At 53.3% G+C, this 16,732-nt stretch carries 12 protein-coding genes and 2 pseudogenes; 13 read left to right on the forward strand and 1 reads right to left on the reverse strand.

Annotated elements, in window-relative coordinates; translation table 11 throughout:
- The first annotated feature begins 29 nt into the window (after positions 1–29).
- The 9 genes and pseudogenes from ASG35_RS20055 to ASG35_RS20095 all read left to right on the forward strand — a co-directional run.
- On the forward strand, positions 30–2,102 hold the full coding sequence (locus ASG35_RS20055) for a hydantoinase/oxoprolinase family protein (protein WP_056361552.1): 2,073 nt from the start codon (positions 30–32) through the stop codon (positions 2,100–2,102).
- A 3-nt stretch (positions 2,103–2,105) separates the two neighbouring features.
- A complete protein-coding gene (locus ASG35_RS20060; RefSeq protein WP_056361555.1) occupies positions 2,106–3,857 on the forward strand; it encodes a hydantoinase B/oxoprolinase family protein in 1,752 nt (583 codons plus the stop codon).
- 323 nt (positions 3,858–4,180) lie between these two features.
- Positions 4,181–5,320 (forward strand): porin, encoded by a 1,140-nt coding sequence (locus tag ASG35_RS20065; protein ID WP_056361558.1) that lies wholly within the window; start codon positions 4,181–4,183, stop codon positions 5,318–5,320.
- 219 nt (positions 5,321–5,539) lie between these two features.
- The gene (locus ASG35_RS20070) at positions 5,540–6,538 is read left to right on the forward strand and encodes a D-2-hydroxyacid dehydrogenase (RefSeq protein ID WP_056361561.1); all 999 of its coding nucleotides are present in this window, start codon (positions 5,540–5,542) and stop codon (positions 6,536–6,538) included.
- Positions 6,539–6,900: 362 nt separating this feature from the next.
- A complete protein-coding gene (locus ASG35_RS20075) occupies positions 6,901–8,463 on the forward strand; it encodes a methyl-accepting chemotaxis protein (protein WP_056361564.1) in 1,563 nt (520 codons plus the stop codon).
- Between the two features lie 222 nt (positions 8,464–8,685).
- Positions 8,686–8,985, forward strand: coding sequence for a DUF4148 domain-containing protein (locus tag ASG35_RS20080; protein ID WP_056361567.1), 300 nt, complete (start codon positions 8,686–8,688; stop codon positions 8,983–8,985).
- Positions 8,986–9,121: 136 nt separating this feature from the next.
- Positions 9,122–9,445 (forward strand): annotated as a pseudogene (locus ASG35_RS32790) (methyl-accepting chemotaxis protein); the annotation flags it as partial.
- Positions 9,412–9,714 (forward strand): methyl-accepting chemotaxis protein, encoded by a 303-nt coding sequence (locus ASG35_RS32795; protein WP_442854851.1) that lies wholly within the window; start codon positions 9,412–9,414, stop codon positions 9,712–9,714. The pseudogene ASG35_RS32790 and the gene ASG35_RS32795, both read left to right, overlap by 34 nt.
- A gap of 7 nt (positions 9,715–9,721) precedes the next feature.
- Positions 9,722–11,617 (forward strand): annotated as a pseudogene (locus tag ASG35_RS20095) (FAD-binding and (Fe-S)-binding domain-containing protein); the annotation flags it as partial.
- A 339-nt stretch (positions 11,618–11,956) separates the two neighbouring features.
- On the opposite strand, the gene ASG35_RS20100 reads toward ASG35_RS20095, so the two are convergent.
- A complete protein-coding gene (locus ASG35_RS20100; RefSeq protein WP_056361575.1) occupies positions 11,957–12,862 on the reverse strand; it encodes a LysR substrate-binding domain-containing protein in 906 nt (301 codons plus the stop codon).
- Positions 12,863–13,010: 148 nt separating this feature from the next.
- On the opposite strand from ASG35_RS20100, the gene ASG35_RS20105 reads away from it, so the two are divergent.
- From ASG35_RS20105 to ASG35_RS20120, 4 genes are read left to right on the forward strand one after another with little or no spacing between them, the layout of a single operon-like run.
- A complete protein-coding gene (locus tag ASG35_RS20105) occupies positions 13,011–13,775 on the forward strand; it encodes an ABC transporter permease (protein ID WP_056361578.1) in 765 nt (254 codons plus the stop codon).
- Entirely contained in the window at positions 13,772–14,800 is a 1,029-nt protein-coding gene (locus ASG35_RS20110) for an ABC transporter ATP-binding protein (protein WP_056361581.1), read from the forward strand. The genes ASG35_RS20105 and ASG35_RS20110 overlap by 4 nt, the downstream gene beginning before the upstream one ends.
- 28 nt (positions 14,801–14,828) lie before the next feature.
- Positions 14,829–15,902, forward strand: coding sequence for an extracellular solute-binding protein (locus ASG35_RS20115; RefSeq protein WP_056362147.1), 1,074 nt, complete (start codon positions 14,829–14,831; stop codon positions 15,900–15,902).
- A 2-nt stretch (positions 15,903–15,904) separates the two neighbouring features.
- Positions 15,905–16,726 carry an ABC transporter permease gene (locus tag ASG35_RS20120; protein WP_056362150.1) on the forward strand — a complete coding sequence of 274 codons (822 nt, stop codon included), beginning with the start codon at positions 15,905–15,907 and terminating at the stop codon, positions 16,724–16,726.
- Positions 16,727–16,732: the final 6 nt, after the last annotated feature.

The raw sequence follows: 16,732 nt of genomic DNA on the forward strand, positions 1-16,732 counted from the left end.
GGTATTCCAAAAAATCAATTGGATTTGAAATGATCAAGCTAAGCAACGACTCATCCGAAAAATATCGAATTGGCTTTGATGTTGGTGGAACGTTCACCGATTTCACTCTCTTGCGCGAACGAGATGGTACGTTGAACTACTTCAAGGTTCCGTCAACGCCACACGATCCCTCGATAGCTATCGCAGAAGGCATTGCCCACTTGATAGACGCGCATAGCATCGTGCCTCGCAACGTCACTCATGTCGGCCACGGAACGACTGTTGCAACCAACATGGTCATCGAACGCAGAGGGGAAAGAACTGCGTTACTCACAACGCGCGGTTTTCGAGATGTGCTTGAAATTGGGCGCCAGAGCCGGCCGTCCTTGTACAACTATGATGTCCAAAAGCCGATTCCTCTGGCAGCGCGAGAGTTGCGGTTCGAAATCGATGAGCGTATCAACGCGGCCGGGGAGGTACTTCGCCCCGTCGATACAGAGTCTGTTATCAGAGCTATTACGGAGATGAAACGGACGGGAGTTGGAGCTATAGCAATCTGTTTCCTCCACAGCTACCGAAATGCTAGTCATGAGCGTGCAGTAGCGGAGATGGTTCGTGCCGAGTTGCCTGACGCTTACGTATGCATTTCCTCTGAGATTCTCCCTGAATTTCGCGAGTATGAGCGCATGTCGACCACGGCGCTTAATGCGTATGTTGGGCCGCGGATGTCAACGTATATGCAGAAGCTCCAGGGATCGGTCGAAAGGATGGGTATCAATGTCGAGCCTCAAACTGTTCATTCTAACGGGGGCCTAATGTCACCGGCTGCAGTCTGCGTTGCCCCTGTCCGGACGTGCCTCTCGGGACCCGCCGCCGGCGTCGTAGGAGCTGTCGAACTTGGCCGTGTGGCAGGTTTTCCCAACTTGATCACCTTCGATGTAGGTGGAACAAGCACAGACGTCTCACTGATTGCTGAGTCGGCGCTCCTATACACGCAGGGTCGCACGGTGGCCGATCACCCAGTGAAAACACAGATGATCGACATCCATGTGATCGGAGCCGGTGGGGGCAGCATCGCGCGGGTCGATGAGGGAGGGGCCCTGAAAGTCGGCCCTCAAAGTGCAGGTGCGTTTCCGGGACCTGTTGCTTATGGTAGAGGTGGCGAGCTTGCCACCTTGACGGATGCGCACGTCGCATTGGGTCGGCTGGATCCTGTTTCCTTATTAGATGGAAGGATGAAAATATACTCGCAAGAGGCTCGTAAGGTGATCCAGCATCAGATCGCTGAGCCGCTCGGGCTGACTGTAGAGGAAGCTGCTTATGGAATGCTAAAAATTGCGAACGCAAACATGGCTCGGGCGGTACGTTCCGTGTCAATGGAAAAGGGCTATAACGTTCGGGATTTCGCGCTGTGTTCGTTTGGAGGCGCAGGGGGCTTGCATGCTTCCGAACTTGCCCGCGACTGCGGGTTGCGGAAAGTACTGATTCCGCAGGAGCCGGGAACGATGTGCGCGAGAGGTATTCTCTTGTCAGATATCTCGATGGACTTTGTGAAAACGCTGCTTGCCCGGGGGGACGAAGACGGTTGGGAAGCGTTGTCTAATGCGTTAGCAGAACTCCTTAAGAACGCTAGTCAATGGCTTGAGCACGAAGGGATCGAGCTTTCAGCGCGTAGGATACTTCGCCAGGTCGAAGCACGCTATCTCGGCCAAAACTTTGAAATCGCGATTGATTTTGAAGACCGAGACCTGCCTACTCTGCGAGACTTCCTAGGGCAGTTTAGCGCAGCGCATATCCGAGAGTACGGGTACGACGCCGATGCGGGCGTGGTTGAGCTGGTGAATTGTCGGGTACGTGCAGTGGGCGCTGTCTCCCGAGCGCCCTGGAAACGGGTCGACAGTAGTAACTCTTTAGAAGCTGCGAAGAAATCAGAACGCCCGGTGTTTTTTGAGGAAACAGGGTGGTCCGACACGCCTGTTTATCACCGGCCGCTTTTGCCGATCAACTTACCTTTTGATGGCCCCGCGATTATTGATGAGATGAGTTCGACTGTCGTCATCCTCCCGAGACAGACGGTCGAAGTTGATGATTTTGGCAACCTTATTGTGAGCGTGAGTATCTAGATCATGAAAAGAAAAGCAGAGCAGGCATCAGCCAGAGAATTTGATCCGATCGCAATGGAGGTATTCAGCAATCGTTTGATGAGTATCACCGAGGAAATGGGTAATACGCTGATTCGATCGTCATTCTCCAGCAATATCAAAGAACGCAAAGACTGCTCGGTTGCGCTATTCGACCGTATGGGGAGGCTTGTTGTTCAAGCCGCACATATTCCGATTCACTTAGGATCTCTTTCTGGGGCGGTCGCATCGGTCATTGATAAGTATTCGGTAGGTATGCTAAAAGAAGGAGATGCCTTCGTCTCAAACGATGCGTATCTTGCTGGCGGTAGCCACGCGCCTGATATTACTGTCGTAACACCGATATTTTGGTCTGGACAGGTAGAGTTCTTTGCTGCAAATATCGGCCACCATAGTGATGTAGGCGGGGCAGTCCCGGGATCAACTGGATCAAACCTAAAAACTGTTTGGGAGGAAGGCCTTCGTATTCCGACAACCAGGATCGGGATAAATTATTGCCCAGATTCCGATATCATCGAATTGATTGCCCACAATTCTCGTGAACCGGAAACTCGCGTTCATGATCTCAATGCTCAGATCGCGACCAATACACGAGGTGAGAAGCTCGTTCATGAGCTGATCGGAGCGTCTGGTCTCGAAGCAGTGAAGGGTTCAATAGACGACATCATCGCCTACACCGAGCGCCGACTGCGCGCACAGCTGCGCAAGCTGTCTGGAACCAATTCGTTTGTTACCTATATGGACGACGACGGTTTAGGAGGTGATCCAGTTGCGATCAAAGCCACGGTAACCCTTGAAGGTGATCAAATCCTTGTTGACTTTGACGGGTCGGGTCCGCAGGCGCGCGGCGCCTTCAATGTCCCACGCAACGCGCTATTGGCCAGCGTGTATTTCGCAATCAAGGCAATGATTGATCCCGAGCTGCTTCCTAATAGCGGGATGTTCGCTCCAGTGACCGTCACCGCGCCAGCGGGATCCATCCTAAATCCTGATTTCCCAGCATCTGTTGGCGCGCGAGCAACCACATGCCAGAAAGTCGCCGGAAGTGTAATTGGCGCGCTCTGCGGATTGCTTCCGGACCGAAATCGGATGGCATCGAGTAACGACGTTATGCCAGGAGTGGTCTTTTCTGGTCCGTCTCGTGTGCAAGGCAAGGGAACATTTGTTTATCTCGAAGTGATTGGCGGTGGCGCAGGTGCGCGCGTTTCTGCAGACGGAATGGATGGGATCCAAGTTCACTGCACCAACTCATCCAATATGCCCGCTGAGGCTTTAGAGATCGAATATCCCCTGATTGTGGAGGAGTACGCGCTTGTTCAGGACAGCGGGGGTGCAGGCAAGCATCGCGGCGGGATGGGAATAGCGCGCCAGATCCGAGCGGCGGGCGAATCTCTCATATGCTCGGTGCGTTGCGACGGCGCTCTCTTCGGCCCGGCGGGAAGCGATGCGGGCTTACCCGGGCGCCCAGCCCACGCATATCGAAATTTCGGGCAACAAAATCAAAAAGATATTGCAGCGAAAACTGTAGGTATGACATTGATGCCGGGTGATTCTATCCGGCTCGAAACGCCGGGAGCAGGCGGCCTCGGTGCGCCCTCGGAACGTTCGATCAGCATGCTGGCCGCAGACCTTAGGGGCGGAAAAGCTTCACGAGAGCGGGCCGTAACTGACTACGGGATCGAGCTTGTTTCAGCAGCAGACTCCTTCAATGAGGCTTATTGGAAAACCAGAGGCTAGTTTGACGCGACCGATCGTTTGGAAGTGGCTAGCCAAGCTCTAGAAAAGGCAGGCATGGTCGTCAACTGTCGCACCACCCTCGGACAGTAGCAAGCATGACGACCTTGACTTCAATGTAGCAAATGGCCTATCCAACTCAACGGCAGAGCTGTGGAGTATTAGCCAGATTGCAAAACGCTGTATTAGAGGCGCTGATACCTGAGAGATACGACATGGCCTGGACGCAATTGTCGATCAAATAATAAATCCATACGATTCGGGGTTCTCCGGACCCGAATCGATCCCGTACAAAAATTTCTGCTTAAAATGAATAGGAGTACAGAATGAAAAAATGGGTTTCGACTTTAGCTTTGGGGACAATTGCTAGCGCGGCCAATGCGCAGAGCTCGGTAACACTTTATGGGACTGTTGACGACGGGCTCCAGTACGTCAGTCGTTCGGGCGCGCATGATTTGTTCAACACGCAGAACGGAGCGCTCGGAAGCAGTAAGTGGGGTTTAACTGGCGCGGAAGATATCGGTAGCGGCACGAAGATTATTTTTAAGCTCGAGGCAGGCTTCGATCCAAACTCAGGGAAAGCTACCGCCTCGGGCTACGAATTCAACAGACAGGCCTACGTCGGTGCAGAAGGCGCTTTCGGAACCGCGAAATTAGGCCGTCAGTACGATCTTTCTTACCTTGAAGGGGTTGGAAGGCTTGCCGCTCCTGTCCGCGTTGCAGGCGGACTCGGAACTCACGCCGGCGACATCGATGATTTGTTTGGAACAATCAACTTTTTTAACGCAGCATCGTATATAACACCCGATCTGGGAGGCTTTCGCGTCGGTGGGCTTTACAGCCTTGGCGGCGTGGCAGGCGCGTTCAGCGCACGGCAAGCGTTCAATATTATTGGCACGTTCACCCGCGGGCCAGTCTCATTTGCCGCAGGTATCACGAGAATAAACAATCCGGCCACCTCAGTATGGGGCGGTGCGGCCGATCCTGTCGCGAACACTGCGTTTGCAAACCCGCTTACCAATCCAATCAGCAGTGGGTATGCCTCAGCTCATTCTGTGCAGATCATTGACGCTGCAGGATCTTATAAATTTGGACCCATGTCGTTTGGACTGGTCGCTACGCAGGTGAATTATCAAAACGTTGTACGTACTACTACAACGCCGTTTTCAGGCACCGCGATTTTCCGAACAGGGGAGGTAAACGCAAACTATTTTGTAACGCCTTCTTTGAATCTAGGAATAGCCGCGAGTTTTACACGATCGGATACTGCTCATTACACCCAATTAGATTGGGGTCCGAAGTATCTTTTGTCAAAACGTACACTATTTTATGCAGTCGGAGCATGGCAGCGTGCGTCCGGGACAAATTCGATTGGTAAGCGAGCCGTTGCGGACATCTCTTCACTTACCGCATCTAACACTCCTAATCAGGTCGCGGTACGCGTGGGCATCCGACACGATTTTTAAGCAAAGAGGCGCACTGTCTTGCCTGCAGACGCCTCGGATCTTAAAGACGGGTCGCTGGATTGGAGGTGATGCTGCGCGCTAACAGCAGATCACCTTTCAATTTAGGAAGTCGTTGCTCTGGTCGTGTGCTGGAATTAAATTCGCAAGCGCAACTATAACTCGTAAGCAACATTGCTTATGCACCAAGCATCATTAGTTGAAAATTCAAAGGAGATTCCAATGGCAGATCTGCCCTTTCGCGATCCGTTGCACGTCTACATTGAGAACATTCGAGGACGTAACCCAGCCTATCGTGTAACGGAGGAAGCGGTTCGGCTCGCGTTGACAGGCGTGGGTGAGCCTCTTGTAATCGTTGAACGGTATCGAGATGAGACCGACGCTGAGGTTTTACGTAACAGCAACCTATTTATTGGTTCGGCTTTTAACACCAAAGTGATTAGCGAGAGCGGACAGTCTCTACGCATGATCCATTGCACAAGTGCTGGCGTCGAAGGCTTGTTTCCTCTCGATTGGGTGCCAAATGGTTGTGTTTTAGTGAACAGTAGCGGCGTGCATGCCGAGAAGGCCGGTGAGTTTGGCCTGCTGGCTCTGCTCATGCTCAACGATAAGATACCGCAGCACGCGTCAAGTCAACGTGCACATTTATGGAACCGCACACTTAGCACGCCAATTAAAGGCAAGCGCGTTCTTATCTACGGCGTTGGCGCGTTAGGCCGCGCAGTGGCGGAAAAAGCCAAACTGCTCGATATCGAGGTTTGGGGAATACGACGATCGGGGAAAGCCGCACCCTTCGTTGATCGTATGTTTTGTCCTGAAGAAGTTGACGCAATCATCGGAAAGGTCGACTTCGTAATTGTGACGGCCCCGCTTACAGACCTGACACGTGGAGCAATTGGTGCAGACCAGATTGCACGCATGAAGTTGGGTGCGGGCCTGGTTAACATGGCGCGCGCAGCTATCGTCGACTACGACGCAGTTGCCGCCGCTTTACGGGAAGGCCGTTTGTCCGGGGCGGTGCTCGATGTTTTTGACACTGAGCCTTTGGCACCTGAAGCTATTTGGTGGGACGTTCCGAACCTTTCCGTAATCCCGCACGTGTCGTCCGACAGTCCCGTAGATTATGTGCAAAAGTCGCTTTCAATCTTCGCAGAAAACGTTAGGCGATTACGCGCAAGGAAGGACTTGATGAATGTCGTCAATGGCGAATCAGGTTATTAGTTGCTAGGGGCATGCCCGCGCGGCCGTCCAGTTGGATAGGAGGAGTCTTTGTAAAAACGCGAGCTAAGTAAGCTGGAAGCCCTGCACATTGCCCTGATCGAAATATAGCACCTAAGAAATTTTAAACTTGGTGGACTAGTGAATACAAAGATACAGACGCTTATGTCTTTTAGATCGAGATCAGGCAGTTTTGGGAAGGGTGGAGCGTTGATTCCGCGAATGCGAGTGGCGACTGATGAATCGGGAAAGATATTTTCAACCTTGGCTACTGGGGGTCACAAATTTTTCACCCGACCTGACTCCAAGTGGCGCGCACGCCTCTGCGCTATTCAGTCTCAAGCTTATCAACCTGAGACGTGCAGATGAAACGCATCTCTCTGAAAGTGAAGCTATGGGCGACGATGCTGTTGACACTTATCGGCCTTCTGCTTTTGGTGAGCTGGGCCGCGATAGAGTCCCGAGCTACGCTGCTTGCTGAGCGCAAATATGCGGAACAGAATGTTGTTGACGCGGCCTACGGAATCGTCGCTGACTACGCTAAACAGGTCGATGCTCACAGGCTTACGCTACAGCAAGGACAGGACGAAGCAAAAGCGCGGTTGGCAGTCATGCGGTTTCCCAACCTCGGTTACATAATGATCACAGATACGAAGATTGTCCTCATGCATCCAACGATGCCTGAACTCGTGAACAGCGATTTGAGGAACTTCAAGAATTCTGTGGGCGTACTCAGTCTCGTTGAGATGGTCAAGGCGGCTCACGGAGGGGAAGGGTTCACCACTGGAGCGGCACGCCTTCCGAATGGGCGGTTGACATCAAAAATTTTTTTTACCAAGCGATTCGCGCCGTGGGACTGGTACCTTAGTTCTGGCGTGTATGTGTCCGATATAGACGATGCCTTTATAACTGCACTCCGGAACTACATATTGGTTGCGGTTGGGATCGCAGCGTTAATCTCGATTGTTATGGCCAAGATCATCAATAGTGTGATGGCTAGCCTCGGCGGTGAGCCGATGGATGCGGCGCGCATCGCTTCTCGCATCGCTGCGGGAGATCTGACTCAAAATATCGTCCTGAGAGCTGGGGACGATTCCAGCATGCTTCGCGCAATGGACGACATGCAAGGCCGGCTCGGGAGCACTGTAGCGACTATCCGCCGCGGTGCTGAGACAATATCGGTTGCTGCTGGGGAGATAGCGGCTGCCAATCTTAATTTGTCCGCTCGGACCGAGGAACAAGCGGCCGCGCTATCCGAGACTGCAGCAAGCATGGAAGAGATTACGGCAACGGTCCGCCAGAACGCAGGCAATGCGGGTGAGGCCGATAAAATGGCTGTCAAAACCTCTGAAATTGCTGACGCAGGTGGGCGTGTAGTGCAGAAAGTTGTCGATAGCATGCAACGCATCTCTGCTAGTTCGGCACGTATTGTCGACATCATCTCCGTTATTGACGGAATTGCATTCCAAACGAATATCCTAGCTTTAAACGCTGCGGTCGAAGCTGCTCGCGCCGGTGAGCAGGGGCGGGGATTCGCCGTCGTGGCGAGCGAAGTTCGTAGCTTGGCGCAGCGGAGCTCTTTGGCTGCGAAGGAAGTAAAAGACCTTATTGGAAGCGCAGTGCAAGACGTGGAGAGCGGGCGTCAATATGCCGAGCACGCTGGAAACACGATGAAATCAGTTATTGAATCGGTTCGTCAAGTTACCCATCTAATAGGCGAGATATCCGGCGCATCGGATGAACAAACCAAGGGTATTGAACAGGTTAACGTCGCAATTATTCAAATGGATGGAGCCACACAGCAGAATGCCGCAATGGTGGAACAGTCCGCGGCAGCGGCCCAAGCCTTGGAGGAGCAAGCAGTAACGCTTAGGGCTGTTGTTGACAAATTTCGGATCAGCCCAGCTCACGTTGATCCCTTAGCTTGAACGCCAGCGCTTTTAACTCGGAATCGATGGGGTCCATCCGACCAGCCCACTAGCAACAAGGCCGAGACTCTAGTTTGTTACGGGGCAACGTATCCGGATATGTAGGGCGGGAATAAAGACACTACAAACAACAATTTTTGCGTTTTGGAAGGAACCGAGTTGCAGCTTTCGTGTTGACAACTGCATTTAAGATATTACGAATGTTCACAAGGAAATTGAAAAATGATCATTAAGTCGATTTTTTTAGCTACGCTTATCGCGTCATTACTAGCTGGAGCGAGTGCATCAGCAATTGCTCAGGGATCGGCCGCATTGGAATCTTCATCGAGCTTTAAGGCTGCGGTGAAAACTCAACATAAGTCGGAGCGGAAGGCGCGGCGCGCCAAGAAGAATGCCGAACTGAGCGTGCTGGAAAAAAACGGGTATCAGCCCGGAGGAGACCAGGCCAACTACCCCGAGAACCTTCAAAAAGCGGAGAAGGATGCGGAGACAGCGAAGGTGAAGGGTGCATCGTCGCAGTAGCAGGGTTGTTTTTCGCTGTTTGTACGTTCGCCGGCAAGGTGTCAAAGGATGCGAGGCGTGAAGAGGCAGGGTTGCCTCGCGTCAATGTCTCGGCTCCAGACGGACAGGCCCGTCCGACGCATCTGGGGGCGGCGACCTTACTGTTTGTCTCCCGGTAACAGGACACGACGAAATTACGGGAATATGCCAGTCGTTCGACAATTTCGCGGAAGCGCTTTTGAGCCTTATGAGACGTGTTCGCGAAAACAGCGAAGCAATGAAGATCGCTGCTACGCAAATTGCAGCGGGCAATCAGGACCTATCAGACCGCACGGAAGCAGCTGCGTCAAGCGTCGGTGAGATTTCATCTTCGATGGAACACATAGTGCGGATGGTGGAGCAGTCGACACGCTCCGCATCACACGCCGAGGAGCGATCGCAAAATGCGTGTCTTTCGCTCACGAAGGCGGGGGTGCCGTAGGAATCGCCGGAGTGAAGATGAAGGAGATTGTTGGCGCTTCGAACAGCATAAGCGCAATCACCGCGGTGATAGATAGTATTGCATTCCAAACCAATATTATTGCGTTGAACGCTGCAGTAGAGGCTTCGCGCGCAGGGCAAGCCGGGAGGGGCTTTTCAGTCGTCGCCAGCGAGCTTAGAGATCTTGCAACCCGTAGCGCTCAGGCCGCGAAGGAAATTAGACGTCTGATAAAGGAAACGACTGTCAGCGTTGACTCTGGCGCCGGCTAGTGCCGTCGAAGCGCGCGCGCAGGCGGATAAGGCGCGGGCCTTCTTTCTGTCGGGCGATGGCGGTCCGGATATCTCCGGCTTTATCGTCGAGCAGGCGACGAAGCAGCAACAAATTTGGTCGATTCGCGAGACGTGTGCATCTGCGATTGCGTTATCAATCGATTCATCGAAGCCCGATCCAATCATCGGCTGGGAAGATGCTGCCGTCGATCCGTTACGCCTTGGTGACTATTTGCGGCGCTTTCAGGCGCTGGTCGACCGATATGGTTATGAGACGAGTCTCTATGGACACTTCGGCGATGGATGCGTGCATGCGCGTATTACCTTCGATCTGCGCAGCGTCGAGGGTGTGCAGACGTGGCGGCAGTTCCTCCGCGAAGCCGCGGAACTTGTAGTGGAGTTTGGCGGCTCGCTCTCGGGCGAGCACGGCGATGGTCAAGCCAAAGCAGAATTCCTACCGATCATGTACAGCGCCGAGATCCTTTCTGCAATGGAACGGTTTAAGGAAATTTGGGATCCAGCTAACCGGTTGAATCCCGGCAAAGTCGTGCACGCGTATCGCGCCGACGAAAATCTTCGCATGGGGCCGGCTTATAAGCCGGTCCAGCTGCGCACGAAGCTTGCGTTCAGAAGCCAAGAAGGCGACGGTATGCAGCGTGCGGTCGAGCGTTGCATCGGAATGGGTAAGTGCCGTTCGCGAGATGGCGGCACGATGTGCCCGAGTTATCGAGGCAGTGGTGAAGAGCGGCAGTCAACGAGGGGCCGCGCACATCTGCTTTGGGAGATGATGCAGGGCGATATCATCAAGGACGGCGGGAACAGCGATGATGTGAAGGAAGGGCTCGATACGTGTCTGTCGTGCAAGGGCTGCCGCAGCGATTGCCCGACCCATACGGATATGGCGTCGTACAAGGCTGAATTTCTCTCGCACTATTACGAGCAGCACCGACGGCCGCGCCAGGCGTGGCTCATGGGACGTATTGGACAATGGGCACCGCTCGCGGCACGCGCGCCTAGGTTCATCAATTTGATGACGTCGTTCAAGCCGCTTGCCGCAGTTAGCAAGTGGATCGCAGGCGTCGCATCCGATCGTGCGTTGCCAGTGTTTGCGCCGCATACGTATCGTTCGATGGTTTCACGCGCGAACGCGTCGGCCCTTGCGGACGCGAAGAGATCGTCCAAGGGCAAGGTAATTCTTTGGGTTGACACATTTAACGATCACTTCACGCCGGAAGTCGCGGTGGCCGCGCATGACGTGCTGAGTGCGATCGGTTATGAGGTTGGCTTGCCGTCGAAGAGGCTGTGCTGTGGCCGTCCGCTTTATGACTACGGTCTCCTCGATGAAGCGCGCGACTTGCTGAGGGACGCGCTCGACATCATGGCCGACGACATTTGCGCAGGCGTGCCGCTTGTTGGACTGGAGCCTGGTTGTTTGTCCGTTTTCAAGGACGAACTGCTCAAGCAACTGCCCGATGAAGCGTTGGCAAAGTAGCTAGAACAGCAGACCTTCATGTTCGCTGACATCGTCGCGCAGAGCGATTTTCCTTGGGCGAAGCTCGATGCGGATGTGATGCTGCACGGCCACTGCCATCAGAAGGCGCTGTTCGGAATGAAAGGGGAAGCGACGCTACTTGATCGTATTGGCGTTCGCTGGACGCTGCTCGATACAGGCTGTTGCGGCATGGCCGGTTCATTCGGCTTCAATGCGGCCCACTACGATCTGTCGATGAAGATCGGCGAAGACAAATTGTTCCCGCTTGTCCGCAAAGCCTCTCCCGACACCCTGATCGTGACAAACGGCTTTAGCTGTCGAGAACAAATTGAACACGGTGCGGGACGGAAGGCGCTACACATTGCTGAACTTTCGCGGATTTCGCTCGGCCGCAAATTCCCCCAGACGTGAAGCAAAACCGGTCTAGCGAAAGTCGTTAGTCTTGAGCACGCTTCCACTAGCTTTCGATTCCGAGAAAAATGGAAATTTTTTCCCTATTAACCAACTTGTCGAATTGTACAAACGAACGATTGCCAAAAGACGAATGTTTACTGTGCCATCTACGGTGTTTAATGCCTTGTGCGGGGTGCAAAGGCGATATGAGAACAGCGGCCGAATTCCTTAAACCTCGAACGAACGAAAAGCCTGTTGTAGTCGATATTTCAAGCGTTTTCGTTCTTTGGTTGAGCTGTTCGTGCGCTCATAACGCCAAACGGGCTTTGCAATTGTCTTCAAAAACCTCAAAAGAAATTACGGCCGGCTGCTCTTCTGCGAATTTCCCTGGGCACGAATCCACGTACGGAATACTGAGAAAGCAGGGCGGTCCAGGCGCGCACTCTCGAAGCACAAGTAGTGCCCGTGATCAAGTTCTAAGGGTTGTCCAAGGGTCAATAGAACCCGATGGGTAACCTCTTCCTCGACCAGAATTTTAGGGACCAATGCCATGCCAAGTCCGCTGATAGCCGCCTGGATAATTGCTGAGTATTGGGCAAATCTGGGCCCGGCCAAGGTCAGGGTTTCGTCGATTGAATGAACCTGCGCCCAATGGCGCCATGCTAGCGGTGCCTGCTCGTGGTGCAGCAAAGTTTCTCCGGCTACGTCTCCAGGATATTTCAATAACCGCCCTTTGACTGGAATCGAGGGTGAGTACACGCATACAAACTCTTTCCCGGCAATGTAGTCGGACTGAACCCGAGGCCAATTTCCGGATCCGTATCGGATCGCTGCATCAATATCCGATGGGAGCGAGTCCGACTCACCCAAGTGTTGACTAAAGCTGAATGTGACATTGGCATGAAGTCGCGTAAATTCGTTAAGCCTTGGAATGAGCCATTTGGTGAGGAAGGTAGGGACACTCGCTAAGGATATGACGCCGGCCCCGTTACGACCCGCACGAAACTCAAACGTCGCAGTCTCGAGGGATCGCAAACTGGGGGAAACCCTTGCCAAATACTCACGTCCCGCCGTGGTCAATTTTATGCCTCGCCCATGCTTTTCTAACAGCGGGCGACCTAAATATTGCTCTAGGGCAGAAACTTGTTTGCTCACCGCGCTGGCCGACACACAAAGGGAAATGGCGGCTCGCGTCAGGCTTTCGTAGCGTGCCACAGCATCGAACGCAAGGAGTTCTTGGATTGTTGGACAGGTCCGTTTCATGACAGGAGTATGCCTTCATTGCTTCCATTTGCTCAAGTGTTTGATCCCAATATTCACTAGTCGAAGGTTGCTCTAGACGTTAAATTACCTCCTCGATCTTGCCGGCAGTAAGCGGCCGTAAAGAGACTAAGCCCGTGGAGAAATCACTGTGATTCGTGGCATTACCGTAGCGTACGGTATCTATCTTGTCCTGCCGATATTGTTGCTCGTTTTGGGCAGCGGGGGGGCGACTTGGACCAACACCATGCTTCCAGTGGGACTCACGGGGCACTGGTACGCAGACTTGTGGCAAAACTCGTCTTTCCGCAAGGCATTTACAACCAGTTTAATTGTTGCGTTATCGACATGTGTTATCGACACTTTTTTGGCAGTGCCTCTTGCATACAGCCTCTACAACGGTGCCGGTCGACGTGGAAGTGTCGCCGCGAAGATTGTCAGTGCGATGCCTGTAGCTGTGCCAACGATCACACTGGGATTTGGCTACATCATTGTTTTCAACACTGACGCCATGCCCTGGCTCGGTACGCTTTGGTTGCTCATTGCTGCACACGCAGTCCACACACTGCCATACCTGACCAACACGCTTCTTGCCGACCTGCGGCACCTCGATCTTGGGCGGTTCGAGCGTGCGGCCGCCACCTTGGGGGCACGGCCCAGTCAATCATTCTTTGGCATAGTCGTGCCAAACCTACGGCAGAGTTTGATGAGTGGTTTAGTTATGGTCGCGGCGATCTCAGTCGGCGAGTTCGGGATTTCAAACCTACTTGCCAGCTTCCAGAATCGCACCTATCCCGTCGTCCTGCTTCAGGCGTTCTATGGCGCGACGGGATTCGCCTGCGCAGCAACCGTTGTTTTGCTTCTGCTGGCAAGCGCATCTGCCTTCCTGTCGTCCACCATCATGAGAAGAGCATGAGTCTTGTTCTGAACAATGTCAGCTACCGATACCCTGGAACGAATCAGGGGTTGTCGAATGTCAATATTGATATTCGTACAGGCGAGCTTGTCGCGATAATTGGTCCAAGTGGATCAGGTAAGTCAACACTCCTCAAGCTCGTCTCAGGTCTTGAAAGCGGAAATACCGGTTCAATCCTGCTTGATGGTGATGATCTATCGAAAAAGCCGGTTCATACGCGCAACATTGGCATGGTGTTTCAAAGCTACTCTCTGTTTCCGCATCTGAACGTAGCGGAGAACGTAGCGTATGGGCTAAAGCTGAGGAGAGTCCCGAAAGATGACCGGTTGCAGAGAGCGAACGAGTTGTTGGAACTTGTCGGCCTTGGCGAATTTTCAACCAAATCGGTGGCAAAGCTATCGGGTGGTCAGCAGCAGCGGGTGGCTTTGGCCCGAGCGCTTGCGATCAATCCCAAAGCGCTGTTGCTCGACGAGCCTCTAGCGGCTCTTGACGCCGGCATTCGAGGGCACCTGCGGGACCAAATCAAAACACTTCAACAGCGCTTCAATGCGACGACGCTTCTGGTAACTCACGACCAGGAGGAGGCTTTAACGATGGCCGATCGCGTTGCAGTGATGAAAGACGGGAAATTATTGCAATTAGCTACTCCACGTGAGATTTATGAGAGACCAGCGACAAGTGTAGTTGCGGAATTTGTCGGCCTTTCGACGATATTTCCCGGCATAGTAGTGGACGACCGTACGATTGATCTCGGCTTTGCGAGGGTTAGTACGCAAACGGAGGGGCGGGCAATTGGAAAATCGATATTTGCGATGATCCGTCCGGAACATATCGTTGGTGATCCCGTAGCTGGTGCGCCGAACGCGTTCCAAGGAAAAGTGGCAACGCAGCGCTTTCTTGGTTCGGTAGTGCGATATGACTTTTTGATCGAGGGTGCACCAAAACCCGTATTAGCGGAAGCCAATTCGATCGCCAAAGCGTCAATTTCGTTTCCTCCCGAACACATCCGGTTACTAGATCACTAAGCACCTATTCCACTCAAAGCGAATGACAATGAAACGACGCCAACTTCTTGCCGCTCTTGCAGCCTCACCGCTGGCAGTGAGCATGCCTGCGTTCTCATTTGAGGGCGCCGAACTTTACCCAGGTGAAAAAACGCTTTACGAGGCTGCAAAGAAAGAGGGCTTTGTCGTTTCTTTTGACACGGGGCCAGAATGGGTCAACTGGAAGGGGCTCTTTCGGGATTTCAAGCAGCGTTACCCCGAAATTGACCTTACTTATAATGATATCGGATCAGCCGCTACTGTCTTCGCGCTGGAAAAGAGCCGTCGTAGGCCCCAAGCCGACACCGCGTACTATTTTGCAGCTTCGGCAGTGGACGCGGTCAAAAAGGATGTGGTCGCTCCTTTTCAGCCCATCAATTTCGAGAAGCTCCCGCTGGTGTTCCGTGAAGCAAGCGGGAAGTGGTTCACGATCCATACGTTGAACGTCGCATTGTTGGTTAATAAGAAGCTCGTAAAAAGTGTCCCCACTGGCTGGGCTGACCTCCTTAAACCGGAATATCGTAATAGCATCGTCTATCTCGATCCTCGTTCCACGGGTGTTGGCCAAGTCATAGTCTTTGCAGCTGCTTACGCAAACGGGGGATCAATAGACAACATAAAACCCGGTATCGAATATCTAGGAAAGCTCCACAGCGGTGGCAATGTTATGCGCGTCGAAGGTACGACGCCCTACGCCAAATTTCTTAAGGGCGAGATACCCATCTGGATCGGGTACGAGAACGATGGCCTCAAGGCTAAATACGTCGACGGAATGGGCGACGCCGCTGAAGTGATTATTCCCAAGGAAGCTAGCGTCGCTGCGCCGTACGCAATCAGCTTGGTGAAAAATGGCCCCAATCCCAACGCAGCCAAGTTATGGTTGAATTTCACGATGAGCGATGTTGGCCAAAGCCTTTTTGCACAGGGCTTTGTCCGCCCGGCGATTCCTAACGTTCGCCTGGCACTCGATGCGCAATCCAAGATGCCACCGGCCCCACAACTTCGGCCCCTGGACGTCGTGAAGGCCTCTGAACGCAATTCTGAGGTTAGTAAGCTTTGGGCTCAAGCTGCGTTGGGGAAATGATCATGATCCGTTTCGGAGGTATTCCGGCTTGGATCTTCATGCTCATGTTTTTTGCGCTGCCGGTTCTGGCGTTGGCGCCAGAGGCTTTCAGTGACGGTGGCTCCGCTTTTGGCCGGATATTCGGAGATGCGCTTTTCATAGGTGCCGTGCGCAACACGGTCTTGCTGGGTCTGATTGCCGGCGCGCTGTCAGCACTGGTCGGCGCCGCTATAGCGGTCGAGCTTGCTCGACAACCCGAAGGCCGACGGCAATGGATGATGACGTTTTTGGGACTGCCGTTAGCGTTCTCTGGCCTTGTAATCGCGTACGGGTTTATTTTGGCTTTTGGCCGTGCGGGTCTCGTCACGCAGTTGCTTGCTGTGCTCGGGGCCGATCCCGCGCGGGTGGGTAGCTGGATTTACTCTGTTGGCGGACTGGGTTTTGCATATGCTTACTATCTGATTCCCAGGGTTGCACTATCGCTCTATCCAGTGTTTGCGAACCTGGACGACCGTCCTTTGCTGGCTGCTCGAACTTTAGGCGCATCCCGGCCGAGAGCTTTTTGGGACACCGTTGTTCCCGAGGTAGCCCCATCCGTTCTTTCAAGCGCGTGTTTGGTCGCCGCACTTGCGATGGGTACATACGGGACTGCATTGGCTTTGGTGGGTACTCAACTCAATATCGTACCTTTGTTGCTGTTGGCGAAGGTGTCCGACTCGGGTGGCGATTTTCCTGAAGCGGCTGCCATGTCTATTGTGCTGCTTGGTATTTGTATTCTTGTTTTAGGGGTAGGCGATGTCATTACAAGTCGGCGCGAGCAAGCATCTCTCGAACGCGGGCATTAAGGCTCT

The organism is Burkholderia sp. Leaf177 (assembly GCF_001424345.1).
In the GTDB taxonomy this organism is placed as follows: domain Bacteria; phylum Pseudomonadota; class Gammaproteobacteria; order Burkholderiales; family Burkholderiaceae; genus Caballeronia.